The sequence below is a fragment of the Streptomyces sp. JLBT605 genome (genome assembly GCF_058215555.1).
This window is the reverse complement of sequence record NZ_CM177087.1, coordinates 329,744-346,272: the sequence shown is the minus strand read 5'-3', so window position 1 is coordinate 346,272 and position 16,529 is coordinate 329,744. Positions and strand designations below refer to the sequence as shown.

The window sequence follows — 16,529 nt, the reverse complement described above, 5'->3', positions numbered from 1 at the left end:
CCAAGACCCATCCGATTCCGCCCGATTGCCGCATACGCGTGCGTGACCTGATAATTGCCGCTATGGACGATATATCGATTGCTTGCATCACCGGCTTCGGCGTGGCTCTTCCATCGATATCCCAGTCCCAGGCGGAGATCCCTGGCTTCCTGCCGGACGACCACCCCAAGAAGCCCTTTCTGGAGAAGGTCATCGCCCACTCCGGCATCGAACGTCGCTACCTGGCGGTCGACCCGATCGCGGAAGACGTGCGGAACTGGTCCACCGGCGTGCGGATGCGCCGCCATCTCGTCGAGGCCCTGCCGCTGAGCAAGGACGCCATCGCCACCGCTCTCGGCCGCACCTCCCTGGACGCCTCCGACATCGGGCTGCTGTGCCTGGTGTCGTCAACCGGCTACGCGACGCCGGGCATCGACACCGGCATCGCCCGGGACTTCGGCATGGGTCCGGACACCAAGCGCCTGGCGGTGGGGCACATGGGCTGCTTCGCCGCGCTCCCCGCCCTGGAGACATGCTCGCACTTCGTGCGGTGCAACGGGCGGCCCGCGCTGATGCTCAACGTCGAACTCTCGTCCCTGCACCTCCAACCGCCGCCGTACGACAACCAGCAGGTCGTGGTGAGCTCGCTGTTCGCCGACGCGGCCGTGGCGACCGTCGTCCAGCCCGGCCGGCACCACGTCGGCTGGGGGCTGGACGTCCTCGACGTCACCGCCCGCACCGACGCCGAGCACGAGGACTACATGACGTGGATGGTCACCGACCAGGGGTTCCGGATGACCCTCTCCCCGAAGGTGCCCACCGTGCTGGCCGACCATCTACCCGCCATGGTGCGCGAGATGCTGGCCCAGCACGGGCTGGACGTCTCCGATGTGTCCTGGTGGGCGGTGCACCCGGGAGGGCCCGCCATCATCGACACCGCCGTGAACGGCCTGCACCTCACCCCGGTCGACGTCGCCGTCTCCCGGCAGGTGCTCAACGACTACGGCAACTGCGCCTCGGCGGGCGTGCTCATGGTGATGGAAGCCCTGCAGAACGCCGCGCCGCTGGAGGTGGGCAAGTACGGCGTCGCCATGGCCTTCGGCCCCGGGCTGACCATCTACGCCGCCCTGGTGCGCGGCGCCTGACCCGCCCGGTCACCACCACCGCCGCGCGCCCGCCGGAGGCGGGTGAGCATCCGCGCCGAGGGCGCGCGACGGCTTCCGGGTGGCCATGGAATCAGACCGCGAGATTCGGTCACGTCCGACGGGTTCCGGACAGGGGCGGGGAGACTCTAGTCTCATGTGAAATGTCACATGCCACATTTCTGGAGTCCTAGAATGCCCCATTTCCGGAGTACGAGAGTCGAACACCACCAGGAGAGCACCCCGCCCACAACGGCGGGCACCGCCCCGGGAACGGCCCATTCCGGGCGACGGGCCTGGTCGGCCGGGGTGGCGACGGCCCTCTTCGGGGCGCTGCTGTGCGTCCCCGCCGCCGAGGCCGCGCCCGCCCCCGTTCCGTCGGCCGCGCCTTCGTCCGCCGGCAGCCCGTCCGCCTGCGCCCTGCCCGGCAAGACCGGCTGGACGGACGAGGGCCATGACGTGGACCGCTCGGTCTTCCAGCGATCCACCGGGACCAAGAAGGTCGGGATGATCTTCGTGGACTTCCCCGACGCCCCCGCCACCGAGACCCCCGCCCAGGACGCGGCGCAGATCACCCCCGGCGCCGACTGGCTGCGGCACGCCTCGTACGGCAAGACGCGGCTGTCCATCACCCAGCACCAGCAGTGGGTTCGGATGCCGCACAACTCCACCGACTACGGCTTCGCACGCGGGCTGAGCCACGAGACGCACGAGGCGTACATCAAGGACGCGGTGGCCGCCGCCGACCCGGACGTGGACTTCTCCCAGTACGACATGGTCTACGTCGTGCCGACGAGGAACGCGTCGGCCATCCCCTTCACCCCCACCTACATCTACGACCCGGGCACCGAGGGCGTGGTCGCCGACGGCCACCGGCTGAAGTGGGCGGTGACCTTCGGTCAGGACATGTGGCACTGGGGGCCCAAGCTGGTCGCCCACGAGACCGCGCACACCTTCGGCCTGCCCGACCTCTACGCCTTCGAGCCGGGCAGCGACGGCCACCGCTTCGTCGGCGGCTGGGACGTGATGGGCCTGATCGGCGGGGCCGGGCCGCAGTACTTCGCCTGGCAGTCGTGGAAGCTCGGCTGGACCGCCGACGACCAGGTGGTCTGCCGGGCGTCGGCCGGCAGGGACACCGTCCGCCTCACCGCGGTGGAGTACGGCAGCGGCACCAAGATGGCCGTGATCCGCACCGGAGCGACCACCGCCTATGTCGTCGAGTCCCGGCGGAAGGTCCAGGGCGACAGCGGCCTGTGCGCCACCGGGGCCCTGGTCTACAAGGTCGACTCCTCCGTCGAGACCGGCTACGGCCCGATCCGGGTGATGGACGCCCACCCCGACGCCACCCCGGCGAGCGGCTGCCGTCCGCTGGACGACGCCCCCTACCGGGCAGGTGAGACGTTCACCGACCCCGCCGCGGGGGTGAAGATCAAGGTGCTGGACGCCGACGGATCCGGCGACACCGTCCGCATCACCAAGTCCTGACGGCCTGCCGGAAACGCGGAAACGGTTGTGCCCTGGGTCCCCCTGTGGATCCAGGGCACAACCGCGCTCAGGCCGCCTCGGGGAAGTGGCAGGCGACCTGTCGCGCCTCACCGGCGCCGGCGATGCGGAGCAGCGGCGCCTCGGTGCGGCAGATCTGCTGCGCCTTGGGGCAGCGCGGATGGAAGGTGCAGCCGGGCGGGGGAGCGGCCGGGCTGGGCGGGTCGCCGAGGAGCGTGATCCGCTCCCGGGTCCGCTCGGCGACCGGATCGGGCAACGGCACGGCGGAGAGCAGCGCACGGGTGTAGGGATGGGCGGGGTCGGTGTACACCTGCTCCTTGTCGCCGATCTCGACGATCCGCCCCAGGTACATCACGGCCACCCGGTCGCACACCCGCTTGACCACCGACAGGTCGTGCGCGATGAAGAGATAGGCGAGCCCCAGCTCACGCTGGAGCCGTTCCATCAGGTTGACGATCTGGGCCTGTACCGAGACGTCCAGGGCCGAGACCGGCTCGTCGGCGACGATCAGGCGGGGGCTGGTGGCCAGGGCGCGGGCGATGCCGATGCGCTGTGCCTGTCCGCCGGAGAACTCGTGCGGGTAGCGGTCGATGTGCTCGGGGATGAGCCCGACCAGCTCCATCAGCTCGGTGGCCCGCTTGCGCGCGTCCGTCTGCGAACTCCCGCGCACCAGCAGGGGGTCGGCGATGATCCTGGCCACGGTCTGGCGCGGGTTGAGGGAGGAGTGCGGGTCCTGGAAGACCATCTGCAGGTCCTTGCGGAGCGGCTTGAGCGCGCGCTGCGACAGATGGCTGATGTCGTGTCCGTCGAAGGCGATGGAGCCGGCGGTGGGTTCCAGGAGCCGGACGATCATGCGGCCGGTGGTGGACTTGCCGCATCCGGACTCGCCGACCAGGCCCAGGGTCTCACCCGCCGCCACCTGGAAGCTGATGCCGTCGACGGCGCGGACGGGGGCCGAGCGTGCCCGCTTGCCCGGGAAGGCCATGGTCACGTTCCGCAGGGAGAGCAGGGGTTCGGTGAGGGGAGTCATGAGGCGACGCCTTCGTGCAAGGGGAGATGGCAGGCGACCGGGTGACCGATGGGGCCGCCGAACAAGGGACGCTCGTGTCCGCAGCGGGACCGCTCGTCGTCCGAGGCGGTCGCCAGCCTCGGACAGCGGGGCGCGAACGCGCAGCCGGGGGCAGGGACCAGCAGGGACGGCGGGGTGCCGGGGATGGCCCGCAGCGGCTCGTCGTCCCGGTCGTCCAGGCGGGGGAGGGAGTCGAGCAGGCCGCGGGTGTAGGGGTGGGACGGGGTCGCGAACAGCGAGTCCACCGGCGCCTGTTCCGCGGCCCGGCCGCCGTACATCACCAGGACGTCGTGGGCGACCCGGGCCACCACCCCCAGATCGTGCGTGATCATGACGACGGCGAGCCCCCGGTCCTGCTGGAGCCGGGCGATCAGCTCCAGGATCTGGGCCTGGACGGTGACGTCCAGCGCCGTGGTCGGCTCGTCGGCGATGAGCAGCTCCGGCTCGCAGGCCAGCGCCATGGCGATCATCACGCGCTGCCGCATGCCGCCGGAGAACTGGTGCGGGTACTCGCCCGCCCGGCGGCGCGGCTCGGGGATGCCGACCTCGGCGAGCGCCTCGACGGCCCGCTCGTGGGCGGCCTTGCGGCGGGAGCGGAAGTGGACCCGGTGGTGTTCGGCGATCTGCTCGCCCACCGTGTAGTACGGGTGCAGGCTGGAGAGCGGGTCCTGGAAGATCATGGCCATCTTCCGGCCGCGCAGCCGGTTCAGCTCGCGCTCGGAGAGGCCGACCAGCTCCTGCCCGTCGAGGGTGACCGAGCCGGAGATCCGGGCCTGGGTGTGCAGGCCCATCACCGCCATCGAGGTGACGGACTTGCCGGATCCGGACTCGCCGACGATGCCGAGCGTCCGCCCCTGGTGGACGTCGAAACCGAGGGAGTCGACGGCCCGGACCGGGCCGTCCTTCGTCGGGAACGTGACGGTCAGGTCGCGTACGGACAGCAGGGGCGCGGACTTCTCCACCGCGGGGTCGGCCGTCACCGAGTCGGCCATCACAGGGTCGGCCATCAGTACCTCACTCGCGGGTCGACGACGGCGTAGAGCAGGTCGACCGCCAGGTTGGCGACGACGATGAAGGTGGCGGCCAGCAGCGTGACGCCGAGGATGACCGGCTGGTCGCCGCTGGACAGCGCGCCGTAGAAGAGCCGTCCGATGCCGGGGAGCCCGAAGATCGACTCGGTGATCACCGCGCCGGCCAGCAGTCCGCCCAGATCCATGCCGAAGATGGTCAGGATGGGCGTCATGCCCGCCCGCAGGCCGTGTTTGACGACGACGGTGCGGCGCGGCAGGCCCTTGGCCCGGGCGGTTCGGATGTACGGCTCCGCCATCGTCTCGATCATCGAACTGCGGCTCTGCCGGGCGTACATGGCCGCGTACAGGATGGCCAGCGCCAGCCAGGGCAGCAGCAGGTTGGACGCCCAGTCCACGGGGTTGTCGGCGAGCGGCACGTAGCTGGGGTAGGGCAGCAGGCCGGCGGTGCGGATCAGCCCGTAGATCAGCATCATCGAGGTGAAGTAGACCGGCAGCGACGCGGCGGCGACCGCGCCGACCATCAGTACCTTGTCGGTGAGCGTGTCCTTGCGCAGGGCCGCGACGACGCCCGCGGTGAGTCCGAGGGCCAGCCAGATCACCGCGGCGCCGAAGGCGAGCGAGGCGGAGACCGGGAGACGGTCCATCAGCAGGTCCCAGACCGACTCGCTGTTCTCGTAGGAGTAGCCCAGGCACGGGAAGTCGCAGTGCAGCTCGTACTGGCCCGAGCCCATGGTGCGGCCGGTGAAGATGCCGGTGACGAAGTCCATGAACTGCCGCCACAGCGGCTCGTCCAGCCCCATGTGCTCGCGGATCGCCGCCAGCCGCTCGGTGCTGCACGACTTGCCGCAGGCCGCGGCCGCCGGATCGGACGGCAGGACGTAGAAGATGGTGAAGGTGACGGCGGCGATGGCGATCAGGACGCCGATCACACCGAGCAGCCGTCGCCCGATGTAGAGGATCATGTGCGGCTTCCCCTCGGGTCCAGCACGTCCCGCAGCGCGTCGCCGAGCAGCGTGAACGCGAGCACGGTGAGGAAGAGGCAGGTGCTGGGGATGACGAAGTACATGGGGTCGGTGTCGTAGAAGGCGACGCTCTCGGCGATCATCTGGCCCCAGGAGGGGGTGGGCGGCCGGACGCCGACGCCCAGATAACTCAGCGCCGCCTCGGTGGCGATCATGCCGGGGATGATCAGGGTGGTGTACGCGATGACGGGCCCGGCGACGCCCGGGAGGATGTCGCGGGTGAGGATGCGCCAGGGGCTCGATCCGCCGACGCGCGCGGCGTCCACGTACTCGCGGTGCTTCAGCGAGAGGGCCTGGCCGCGCACCACGCGGGCGATGCCGGGCCAGCCGAAGAGCCCGATCACGGCGATCATCAGCACGATCCGGTTGACGTCCCGGGCCACCGACATCATGGCGATCATGAAGATGAGGGAGGGGAAGGACATGGTGAGGTCCATCAGACGGGAGAGCACCGTGTCGGTGCGGCCGCCGAAGTACCCGGCCGCGATCCCGGCCGCCGTGCCGACGACCACCACGATCGCGGTGGCGGCGAAGGCGATGAGCAGCGAGACCTGGGCGCCGTGCACGACACGGGCGAACAGGTCGCGGCCGGTGACGGGTTCGACGCCGAGCCAGTGGTCGGCGGAGACTCCGCCCAGCGGGCCGATCGGCTGCCCGCCCAGATAGGGGTCGACGGCGGTCTTGTCGAACTCCTCGGGGGACCAGCCGCCCAGCCGGCTGAGCAGCGGGGCGGCCACCGCCATGATCGCGAAGAGTGCGATCACGACGAGGGAGATCTTGACGGAGGCGCGGCGGCCCAGCTCCCGGCGGGCGAGCTGCCAGGGGCCGCTGCCCGCCGGGGCCGCCTTGGCGGCCGGGGCGCTTGTGGAGGTGGTGGCCATGGTGGGGGCGCTCCCTCAGCCCTCGCTCTTGGCGGGGTCCTTGAGGCCGACCGAGGCGTAGTCGATCTGGCCGCCGAAGGAGGTCTGCCCGTACGCGCCCGCGATGTTGGTGCCCACCACCAGCGGCCAGCGGCGGACCAGGACCGGGACGGCCGGGGCCTTGGCGAGGATCTCACCGTCCAGCTGCTGCCAGGCGGTGGCCGCCTTCTTGGCGTCGGTCATGGCGGCGATCTCGTCCATCCGCTTCATGGTCGCCTCGTCGCGGAAGAGCGAGTGGTTGCCGGAGTTGCCCTTCTCCTTGATGTAGCGGCCGTCGAAGACGAAGGGCAGGAAGGTGGAGCCGGACGGGTAGTCCGGGCACCAGCCGGTGTACACCAGGTCGGTGCGGTTGGTGGTGTCGCCGATGGTGGCGTAGAAGGCCGACGGGTCGACCGTCTCGATGGTGACCTTGATACCGGCCTTGCCGAGCGCCTGCTGGATCGCCTCGGCCCGCCCCTTGTCGCCGTTGGAGACGGTCATCTTGGTGGAGAAGCCGCCCTCCTTGCCGGCCTCCTTCAGCAGCTGCTTGGCCTTGTCCACATCCCCGGTGGCGGGGATCTTCAGGGTGTCGGGCTGCTTGCCGTCGAAGAGGGTGGCCGGCATGTAGGCGGTGGACGGGTCGTTGAAGGCGGGGCCGCCGGAGGAGGTCATCACGACCTCCTTGTCCAGGGCGTACTGCACGGCCTGACGGACCTTGACGTTGTCGAACGGGGCCCGGCCGGTGTGCATCTGGATCATGTCGGTGCAGTTGGTCGACTCGGCGAGCAGCCGCTTGCGCACCTCCGCCTTGGGCAGCACCTTGGCCGCGCTCTCCGGGCGCAGCGCGCCCCAGGAGACGGCGGAGGCGTCCGTGCCCTGGCTGGCGATCAGCCGGTCGTCGATCTGGTTCTGCTTGAGCCCCATCACCATGACCAGCTTGTCCGGGTAGGCCTTGCGCACCTCGTCGGTCCCCGGGTCCCAGTGGGTGTTGCGGACCAGCACGAGCTTCTTGTTGCGCTGGTAGGAGTCGATCTTGTACGGGCCCGAGGAGAACGGCCGGTTGTCGTAACGGGGCCCGGTGTCCTTGTCCTTGGGCACCGGCGCGAAGGTGGGCATGACCGTGGCGTTGGCGAACTCGGCGAAGGGCTTGCGCAGTTCGAAGACGATGGTGTGGTCGTTAGGCGTCTTGATGGAGTCCAGGTGCTCGCCCTCCGCCGGCCCCTTGTACCCCTTGACACCCTTGAGGTAGCGGGCCGCGTAGTCGGCGCCGCCGGGCAGGTCCGGGGAGAACGACCGCTCGACGTTGTACTTGATGTCCTGCGCGGTGACCGGCGTCCCGTCCTCGTACTTGATCCCCTTCTTGAGGTGGAAGGTCCAGGTCTTCGCGCCGTTGGAGGAGGTGCCGAGGTCGGTCGCCAGGTCCGGGACCAGCTCCCCGCCGCCGGTCCCGGGGGCCGCCTTGTACGTCACCAGGGTGCGGTACAGCGTCCGGGTGCCGAACTCCATGGCGTTCACGACCCAGTTGCGGGCCGGGTCCAGGTGCTCGAAGTCCTGGTTGGACAGGACGGTGAGGGTGCCGCCCTTCTGCGGGGTGCCCCCGATCACCGCACCGAGGTTGGTGGTGGCCGGGTTCTTGCCGCCGTCTCTGTGCTTCCCCCCGCCGCTGGAACAGCCGGCCGCGCCGAGGGCGAGAGCGGCCACCACGGTGGTGGCGAGGGCGGTACACGTGCGCTTGTTCATCTTCGTGGTCACTCCGTGAACGCTCGGGCAGCCCGGGGGGCACCCCCGGATGCGGCCTGGGGGGAGGGCTGAAATGTGACCCGTAACATAGTAATGTGAAATTGCACTGACAAGGTGCCAGCGACTCCGTTACCCACCTGTGTCCCAGGAGGAGCCCTCAATGAGCGACCCCGCCGTCCCGGCATTCCGGACGCAAAGCCACGATCTGCCCCCTTCGCCCGAGTTCGAGGCCTTCATGGCGGGCGACTGGGCGGCCACCCCGCTGCCCGCCGACATCCGGCTGTCCGTCGCGGACCTCGCGGCCGGCCGCCGGGCCAAGCTGTCCGCGCGCTTCCCGGGGGAGCGGCTGATCATCCCCGCCGGTGAGCTGCGGGTCCGGTCCAACGACTGCGACTACCGCTTCCGGCCGCACAGCGCCTACGCCTGGCTCACCGGGCTGACCGGCGAGGACCAGGCCGGCCATGTGCTGGTCCTGGAGCCGGACGGCCCGCACCGGCACGAGGCCGTGCTCTACGTCCGGCCGCGCTCCCCGCGCACCGGGGCGGAGTTCTACCGGGACCGCCGCTACGGCGAGTTCTGGGTCGGCCGGCGCCCGGATCTCGGCGAGGCCGAGCGGATGACCGGCATCCGCTGTGCCCACCTGGAGACCCTCCGGCAGCCGGTGCCCGGACGCGACGCCTCGCTGGACGCCGAACTCGCCACCGTCCTCAGCGAGCTGCGGCTGGTCAAGGACGCCTGGGAGGTCGAGCAGCTCCAGCTGGCCGTGGACCACACCACGGCCGGCTTCGAGGACGTCGTCCGCGCGCTGCCCCGCGCCCTCGCCCATCCGCGCGGTGAGCGCTGGATCGAGGGCGTCTTCGGCCTGCGGGCCCGCGCCGAGGGCAACGGCCTGGGGTACGAGACGATCGCCGCGTCCGGCGCCCACGCCTGCGTGCTGCACTGGATACGCAACGACGGGCCGCTGGACGCGCGGGAGATGCTGCTGCTCGACGCGGGCGTGGAGACCGACACCCTCTACACCGCCGACATCACCCGCACCCTCCCGCTGTCCGGGCGCTTCACCTCCGCCCAGCGCCAGGTCTACGAACTCGTCCTCGCCGCCCAGGAGGCGGGCATCGCCGCGCTGAAGCCGGGGGCCAGCTTCCGCGACTTCCACCGCGCCGGGATGCGGGTGATCGCGGAAGGGCTGGCCGAGTGGGGCGTGCTGGGCAGCGCCGAAGGCGACTTCTACCGCCGCTACACGCTCTGCAGCAGCGGGCACATGCTCGGCCTGGACGTCCACGACTGCGCCCAGGCGCGCGCCGACGCCTACCTGGACGGCGTGCTGGAGGAGGGGCAGGTGCTCACCGTAGAGCCGGGGCTCTACCTCCAGCCCGACGACGAGACGCTCCCGGTCGAGCTGCGCGGCATGGGTGTGCGGATCGAGGATGATCTGGTCATCACCGCGGACGGGGCACGGCTGATGTCCTCCGCGCTGCCGCGCACGCCGGACGCGATCGAGGAGTGGATGGGCGCGCTCGCGGAAGACTGATTCGCGTCGCTCTTGGCAAGCAGCAGTGCAATGTGAAATGTTACTGCTGTGCCCACGAGAAATCCGGACGTCATCGTCGTCGGAGCCGGCGTGGTCGGCGCGGCCTGCGCCTACTACGCCGCCCGCTCCGGCCTGACCGTCACCGTGCTCGACCGCGGCCCCGTCGCGGGCGGGACCACCGGCGCCGGCGAGGGAAACCTGCTCGTCTCCGACAAGGAGCCGGGCCCCGAGCTGGAGCTCGCCCTGCTCTCCGCCGGGCTGTGGCGGGAGCTGGCCGACCTCCTCCCGCCGGAGATCGAGTACGAGAGCAAGGGCGGCCTGGTCGTCGCCTCCCAGGCGGCCGGCATGGACGCCCTGCGAGCCTTCGCGGCGCGCCAGCGCACGGCGGGGGTCACGGCGGACGAGGTCCCCGCCGACCGGCTGCACGACCTGGAGCCGCACCTGGCCCCCGGCCTGGCCGGCGGCTTCCACTACCCGCAGGACGCCCAGATACAGCCCGCCCTCGCCGCGGCCCATCTGCTGCGTGCCTCAGGAGCCCGGCTCCGCCTCGGCGAGGAGGTCACCGGGATCCTGACCGGCGACTTCGGCCAGGTGCTGGGCGTGCGGACCACCACCGGCACCCTGCACGCCCCGTACGTGGTGAACGCGGCCGGCACCTGGGGCGGCGAGCTGGCCCGGCTCGCCGGCGTCGAGCTCCCCGTCCTGCCCCGCCGCGGCTTCGTCCTGGTCACCGAACCGCTGCCGCGCGTGGTGCGGCACAAGGTGTACGCCGCGGACTACGTCGCCGACGTGGCGAGCGGTTCGGCCGCCCTGCAGACCTCGGCGGTGGTCGAAGGCACCCCCGCGGGCCCGGTCCTCATCGGCGCCAGCCGCGAGCGGGTGGGTTTCGACCGCACTTTCTCGACCGAGGTGGTGCGCCGCCTGGCGGCGCAGGCCACCGCCCTCTTCCCGGTCCTCGCCGGGGTGCGGGCGATGCGGACCTACGCCGGCTTCCGTCCGTACCTGCCCGACCACCTGCCCGCCATCGGGCCCGACCCGCGGGTGCCCGGACTGCTGCACGCCTGCGGCCATGAAGGCGCCGGGATCGGACTCGCCCCGGCCACCGGGCTGCTCATCGCCCGGCAGCTGACGGGCGAGGAGCAGCCCATGGACGCGGCCCCCTTCACCCCGGGCCGCTTCCCGGCCGCGCCCGCGGCGTAGGCAATCCCCCACACACACGACCTGACCTCAGCCCAAATCCCGTGAGAGGAGGCCCGCCGTGGCCCGCACCCCCGCCGAGCTGGTCGGGGCAGAACCCGACCCGCCGTTCGAGATCACCGTCGACGGCCGCACGGTCACCGCCCTGCCGGGGCAGTCCATCGCCGCCGCGCTGTGGGGCGCGGGCATCCTCGCCTGGCGCACCACCCGGACCGGCGGCCGTCCGCGCGGCGCCTTCTGCGGCATCGGACAGTGCTTCGACTGCCTCGCCACGGTCAACGGCCGGCCCAACAGGCGAGCCTGCCTGGTCCCCGCCCAGCCCGGCGACGCGATCACCACCCAGGAAGGACACGGCCATGCCGACCTCGGCGTCTGAGTGTTACGACCTGGCGGTGATCGGCGCGGGCGCCGCCGGGCTCGCCGGTGCCGTCACCGCCGGCGAACTCGGCCTGTCCGTCGCCCTGCTGGACTCCTCCGCGCAGCCCGGCGGCCAGTTCTACCGCCACCCCGCCCGAAGCCTCGGCGCGGCACGCCCGCAGGCCCTGCACCATGAGTGGTCCGCCTTCGCGGACCTGCGGCAACGCCTGGCCACCAGCGACATCACCCATCTCCTCGGCCACCACGTCTGGACCGTCACCCGGGACAGCGCGGAAGGTGACCAGAGCGCGGCGAGCGGCGGGAGCGGCGAGAGCAGCGGCGGCGGGCAGGACCCGGACGCCGGGACCTGGACGGTGCACGCCCTCACCGGCGCCGACGGCGACGAGGAGCGGCCGGTGCGCGTACGGGCCCGCGCCATCCTCCTCGCGACCGGCGCCTATGAGCGCCAGCTGCCCTTCCCCGGCTGGACCCTGCCCGGCGTGGTGGGCGCCGGGGGCGCGCAGGCGATGCTCAAGTCCGGGCTGGTGCTGCCCGGCAGGCGGGTCGTCGTCGCGGGCAGCGGGCCGCTGCTGCTCGCCGTCGCCTCCTCGCTCACCGCCGCCGGGGCGCGTGTCCCGGCCGTGGTCGAAGCGTCCGGCTACCTCCGCTACGCCCGCCACCCGCGCGCGCTGGCCGCCAACCCGCACAAGATGATCGAGGCCGTGGTGCACGGCTCGGCCCTGCTGCGCCACCGGGTGCCGCTGCGCACCCGCAGCGCGGTGACCGCGGTGCACGGCACCGATCGGGTGGAGGCGGTCACCGTCTCCCGGATCGACCGGGAGTGGCGGCCCGTGCCCGGTACCGAGCGCCGCGTCGACTGCGACGCGCTGGCGGTGGGCCATGGGCTGGCCCCGCAGATCGAGCTGGTCACCGGGCTCGGCTGCGCCACCCGGCCGACCGCCGACGGCACCCACGCCCTCGTCCTGGACGACCTCCAGGCGACCTCGGTGCCGGGTATCTGGGCCGCGGGCGAGACCGGCGGCATCGGCGGCGCCCGACTCGCCCGCACCGAGGGCGAACTGGCGGGCCTGGCGGTGGCCGCCCGGCTGACCGGCCGGCCCGGGCTCGCCGCCGACGGGCGCGTGCGACGGCTGGTCCGCGGCCGCGACCGGATGCGCGCCTTCGCCGACGCCATGGCCGTCGCCCACGCGCCCGGCCCCGGCTGGCCGAGGTGGCTGGAGGAGGACACCGATGTGTGCCGCTGCGAGGAGGTGACCGCGGGCCGCATCCGAGAGGCGGTGTGCGACCTGGGGGCCCGCGACGCACGGACCGTCAAACTCCTCACCCGGGCGGGCATGGGCTGGTGCCAGGGCCGCGTCTGCGGCGCGGCGGTGGCCTGCCTCGCGGCGGGTGAGGGCGGGGCGGTGCCGCCGTCCGCCGAGCGCCGGCCGTTCGCCGTGCCCGTTCCGCTCGGGGCGCTCGCCTCGCTCGACGAGCCCGGATCCGCCGAGGGCGCCGAGCCCACCCGGCCCACTGACGCCGGCGACCCGGACGCGGCCGGCCGGTCCGAGGCCTGACGAGCCACGCCGACAAGCCACGCCGAAAAGCCACACCCCACCAAGCCACACCCAACAAGCCACGCCGACAGGGCGCGCACTCTTGCGGGTTGCGCGCAACTCTCAATAAAATGTCACACACCATAGAAGGGTTGACCGGCATGACCGCCACCACCTGGAACACCGCCCGCCCCTGGCGAGGCATCATGGTCGCCACCGCGCTCCCGCTGCGCGAGGACCTCTCCGTCGACTACGACGCCTACGCCGAGCACGTCCGCTGGCTCATCGCCAATGGCTGCGACGGCGTGGTGCCCAACGGCTCGCTCGGCGAGTACCAGACCCTCACCGACGCCGAGCGCGCGCAGGTGGTCCGCACCGCCGTCGAGGCGGCCGGCGACGGCGCGCGGGTGATGCCCGGAGTCGCCGCGTACGGCAGCGCGGAGTCCCGCCGCTGGGCCGAGCAGGCCGCCGAGGCGGGCTGCGGCTCCGTCCTGCTGCTGCCGCCGAACGGCTTCCGCGCCGACGCAGCAGCCGTCCGCGCCCACTACGCCGAGGTCGCCCGGGCCGGGGTGCCGGTCGTGGCGTACAACAACCCCATCGACACCAAGGTCGACCTGACTCCGGCCCTGCTCGCCCAGATCCACGGCGAGGGAAACATCGTCGCGGTCAAGGAGTTCAGCGGAGACGTGCGCCGCGCCTACGAGCTGGCGGAGCTCGCCCCGGAGCTGGACCTGCTGATCGGCGCGGACGACGTGCTGCTGGAGCTGGCCATCGCCGGAGCCGTCGGCTGGATCGCCGGATACCCCAACGCCTTCCCCGCCACCTGCGCCGAGCTCTACCACTCCGCGGTCGCCGGGGATCTGGAGACGGCGCTGCCGCTCTACCGCTCGCTGCACTCGCTGCTGCGCTGGGACTCCAAGACGGAGTTCGTGCAGTCCATCAAGCTCTCCATGGACATCGCCGGCCGCCACGGCGGACCCACCCGCCCGCCGCGCTTCCCGCTCACCGGAGAGGTCGAGGCCGGGGTGCGCGCGGCCACCGAGAAGGCCGTCGCCGACGGCCACCACTGACCTTATCGACGCCAAGGATCCCTTGTGCATACTCGCCATGTCTTCCACGCTGTCGACTCGCACACCGAGGGCATGCCCACGCGCGTGATCACCGGTGGCGTCGGGGTCATCCCCGGCGCCACCATGGCGGAGCGCAGGCTCCACTTCATCGAGCACCTGGACCACCTGCGCACCCTGCTGATGTACGAGCCGCGCGGCCACGCCTCCATGAGCGGCGCGATCCTCCAGCCCCCGACCCGCCCCGACGCCGACTACGGCGTGCTCTACATAGAGGTCTCCGGCCTGCTGCCGATGTGCGGCCACGGCACCATCGGGGTGGCCACCGTGCTCGTCGAGACCGGGATGGTGCCGGTCAGCGAGCCGGTCACCACCGTCCGCCTGGACACCCCGGCCGGCCTGGTCTCGGTCGACGTCCACGTCGAGAACGGGGCGGCGAAGGCGGTCACCTTCACCAACGTGCCCGCCTTCTGCGTCGCCCTGGACCGCAAGGTCCAGGTGCCGGGGTACGGGACGGTCACCTACGACCTGGCCTTCGGCGGCAACTTCTACGCCTTCGCCGAGCTGGACGCGCTGGGGCTGCCGTTCGACCGGGCCCGCAAGGACGACATCCTCGCCGCCGGACTGGCGATCATGGACGCCGTCAACGCCTCGCCGGACCGGCCCGTCCACCCCGAGCAGCCGGAGATCGCCGGACTCAAGCACGTCTATCTCGCGGCCCCCGGCTCCGACGGGCGTCGCTCCCGGCATGCCATGGCCATCCATCCGGGCTGGTTCGACCGCTCCCCGTGCGGCACCGGAACCTCCGCGCGGATGGCGCAGCTGCACGCCCGCCGCCAGCTGCCGCTCGGCCAGGACTTCGTCAACGAGTCCTTCATCGGCACCGCGTTCACCGGACGGCTGATCGGCCGGACGGAGGTCGGCGGCCTGCCGGCCGTCGTCCCCACCATCACCGGCCGTGCCTGGATCACCGGCACCGCCCAGTACTTCCTCGACCCGGACGACCCCTTCCCCGGAGGCTTCCTCCTGTGACCGCCGCTGTCTCCACCCTCGAATCACACAATCCGGCCGACCCCTCCGACGTCCTGGTGGCCATCGCGGCGCCCGGGGCCTTCGCCGCGGCGGACGCCGTCGAGCGGGCCCGCGCCGCCCAGACCGGCTGGCTGGCCGGCGGTGCGGCCGCCCGGTCGGCGGCGCTCACCGCGATCGCCGCCGCCGTCGAGGCCGCGGCGGACGAACTGGCCGCCCTCGCCGTGCGCGAGGTGGGCAAGCCGATCGCCGAGGCGCGGGCCGAGGTGGCCCGCACCGCCGCGATCTGGCGCTACTACGCGCAGGCCCCGCTCGACCCCGTCGGCGCCGTCCACGAACCGGCCGGCGGACCGGGGCTGCTGCTGACCCGCCGCCGCCCGCACGGGGTCGCCGGGCTCGTCACCCCCTGGAACTTCCCCTTCGCCATCCCCAGCTGGAAGGCGGCCCCGGCGCTTGCGGTGGGTAACGCGGTCGTGCTCAAGCCCGCGCCCGAGGCCACCGCCTGTGCCCAGCGTCTGGCCGAGATCGTTCAGGGGGCCCTGCCCGAGGGGGTGTTCACCGTCGTCCCCGGCGGTGCCACCGAGGGCAACGCCGTGATCTCCGCCGCCGACGTCGTCTCCTTCACCGGCTCCACGGCCGTGGGCAACGCGGTCGTGCGTACCGCCACCGCCCGGGGCGTCCCGGTCCAGGCCGAGATGGGCGGCCTCAACGCAGCCATCGTGCTGCCCGACGCCGACATCGGCCAGGCCGCCGCGCACCTCGCCGCGGCGATCGCCGGATACGCGGGGCAGAAGTGCACCGCCACCAGCCGGGTGATCGCCGTCGGCGCGGCCCTGGACCCGCTGCGCGAGGCGCTGACCGAGGCGCTCAAGGCGCTCCCGGTGGGCGACCCGGCCGACCCGGCCACCGTGTGCGGGCCGCTCATCAGCGAGCACGCCCGCGAGGAGGCGATTCTGGCGAGCGCCGGGCTGTGCGCGCTCACCGGCGGCGGCCACCCGGACGGCCCCGGCTGGTACGCCGCCCCGACCCTGGTCGAGAAGGTGCCGGAGGGCCACCGGCTGCTGGGCGAGGAGGTCTTCGGGCCCATCGCGGCCCTGCTGCCCGCCGCCGACCTGGCCCAGGCCGTAACGATCACCAACAGCGTCCCCTACGGGCTGGTGACCTCGGTCCACACCACCGACCTCGACACGGCGCTGCGCGGACTCGACGCCCTCGACACCGGCATGATCCGCGTCAACGCCCCCTCCACCGGGGTCGACTTCCATCTGCCGTTCGGCGGCTCCAAGGCGTCCAGCCACGGCCCGCGCGAACAGGGCCGTGCCGCACTGGAGTTCTACACCTCGTCCCGCACTTACACCCTGGCACCTGCGAAAACAACGTGACATTGTACGCTGGTGATCCGCTCGG

14 protein-coding genes are annotated in these 16,529 nt (G+C 72.3%); 9 read left to right on the top strand and 5 right to left on the bottom strand.

The window, feature by feature from the left end; genetic code table 11:
* Positions 1-62 precede the first annotated feature (62 nt).
* Both AC4BDD_RS01810 and AC4BDD_RS01805 read left to right on the top strand, forming a co-directional pair.
* On the top strand, positions 63-1,124 hold the full coding sequence (locus AC4BDD_RS01810) for a type III polyketide synthase (RefSeq protein WP_490689178.1): 1,062 nt from the start codon (positions 63-65) through the stop codon (positions 1,122-1,124).
* Between the two features lie 192 nt (positions 1,125-1,316).
* Positions 1,317-2,606 (top strand): M6 family metalloprotease domain-containing protein, encoded by a 1,290-nt coding sequence (locus AC4BDD_RS01805; protein WP_490689177.1) that lies wholly within the window; start codon positions 1,317-1,319, stop codon positions 2,604-2,606.
* Between the two features lie 67 nt (positions 2,607-2,673).
* On the opposite strand, the gene AC4BDD_RS01800 is transcribed toward AC4BDD_RS01805, so the two are convergent.
* From AC4BDD_RS01800 to AC4BDD_RS01780, 5 genes are read right to left on the bottom strand one after another with little or no spacing between them, the layout of a single operon-like run.
* Entirely contained in the window at positions 2,674-3,654 is a 981-nt protein-coding gene (locus AC4BDD_RS01800; protein ID WP_490689176.1) for an ABC transporter ATP-binding protein, read from the bottom strand.
* On the bottom strand, positions 3,651-4,700 hold the full coding sequence (locus AC4BDD_RS01795; RefSeq protein ID WP_490689175.1) for an ABC transporter ATP-binding protein: 1,050 nt from the start codon (positions 4,698-4,700) through the stop codon (positions 3,651-3,653). Before AC4BDD_RS01795 ends, AC4BDD_RS01800 begins: the two co-directional genes overlap by 4 nt.
* On the bottom strand, positions 4,700-5,686 hold the full coding sequence (locus AC4BDD_RS01790) for an ABC transporter permease (protein ID WP_490689174.1): 987 nt from the start codon (positions 5,684-5,686) through the stop codon (positions 4,700-4,702). The genes AC4BDD_RS01795 and AC4BDD_RS01790 overlap by 1 nt, the downstream gene beginning before the upstream one ends.
* Positions 5,683-6,627: an ABC transporter permease gene (locus tag AC4BDD_RS01785; protein ID WP_490689173.1), complete on the bottom strand. Its 945-nt coding sequence runs from the start codon at positions 6,625-6,627 to the stop codon at positions 5,683-5,685. Before AC4BDD_RS01785 ends, AC4BDD_RS01790 begins: the two co-directional genes overlap by 4 nt.
* A 15-nt stretch (positions 6,628-6,642) precedes the next feature.
* On the bottom strand, positions 6,643-8,385 hold the full coding sequence (locus AC4BDD_RS01780) for an ABC transporter substrate-binding protein (RefSeq protein ID WP_490689172.1): 1,743 nt from the start codon (positions 8,383-8,385) through the stop codon (positions 6,643-6,645).
* Positions 8,386-8,545: 160 nt separating this feature from the next.
* Between AC4BDD_RS01780 and AC4BDD_RS01775 the strand changes: the two genes are divergently transcribed.
* From AC4BDD_RS01775 to AC4BDD_RS01745, 7 genes are all read left to right on the top strand, one after another.
* Complete coding sequence (locus tag AC4BDD_RS01775; RefSeq protein WP_490689171.1) at positions 8,546-9,916, top strand: aminopeptidase P family protein; 1,371 nt, start codon at positions 8,546-8,548, stop codon at positions 9,914-9,916.
* A gap of 48 nt (positions 9,917-9,964) precedes the next feature.
* Entirely contained in the window at positions 9,965-11,116 is a 1,152-nt protein-coding gene (locus AC4BDD_RS01770; RefSeq protein WP_490689170.1) for an NAD(P)/FAD-dependent oxidoreductase, read from the top strand.
* Positions 11,117-11,174: 58 nt separating this feature from the next.
* Positions 11,175-11,489 (top strand): (2Fe-2S)-binding protein, encoded by a 315-nt coding sequence (locus AC4BDD_RS01765; protein WP_490689169.1) that lies wholly within the window; start codon positions 11,175-11,177, stop codon positions 11,487-11,489.
* Positions 11,470-13,047 carry an FAD-dependent oxidoreductase gene (locus AC4BDD_RS01760; protein ID WP_490689168.1) on the top strand — a complete coding sequence of 526 codons (1,578 nt, stop codon included), beginning with the start codon at positions 11,470-11,472 and terminating at the stop codon, positions 13,045-13,047. The genes AC4BDD_RS01765 and AC4BDD_RS01760 overlap by 20 nt, the downstream gene beginning before the upstream one ends.
* Positions 13,048-13,187: 140 nt before the next feature.
* Positions 13,188-14,096, top strand: coding sequence for a dihydrodipicolinate synthase family protein (locus AC4BDD_RS01755; RefSeq protein ID WP_490692003.1), 909 nt, complete (start codon positions 13,188-13,190; stop codon positions 14,094-14,096).
* Positions 14,097-14,120: 24 nt separating this feature from the next.
* The gene (locus tag AC4BDD_RS01750; protein WP_490689167.1) at positions 14,121-15,125 is read left to right on the top strand and encodes a proline racemase family protein; all 1,005 of its coding nucleotides are present in this window, start codon (positions 14,121-14,123) and stop codon (positions 15,123-15,125) included.
* On the top strand, positions 15,122-16,504 hold the full coding sequence (locus tag AC4BDD_RS01745) for an aldehyde dehydrogenase family protein (RefSeq protein ID WP_490689166.1): 1,383 nt from the start codon (positions 15,122-15,124) through the stop codon (positions 16,502-16,504). The genes AC4BDD_RS01750 and AC4BDD_RS01745 overlap by 4 nt, the downstream gene beginning before the upstream one ends.
* The last annotated feature ends 25 nt before the right edge of the window (positions 16,505-16,529 follow it).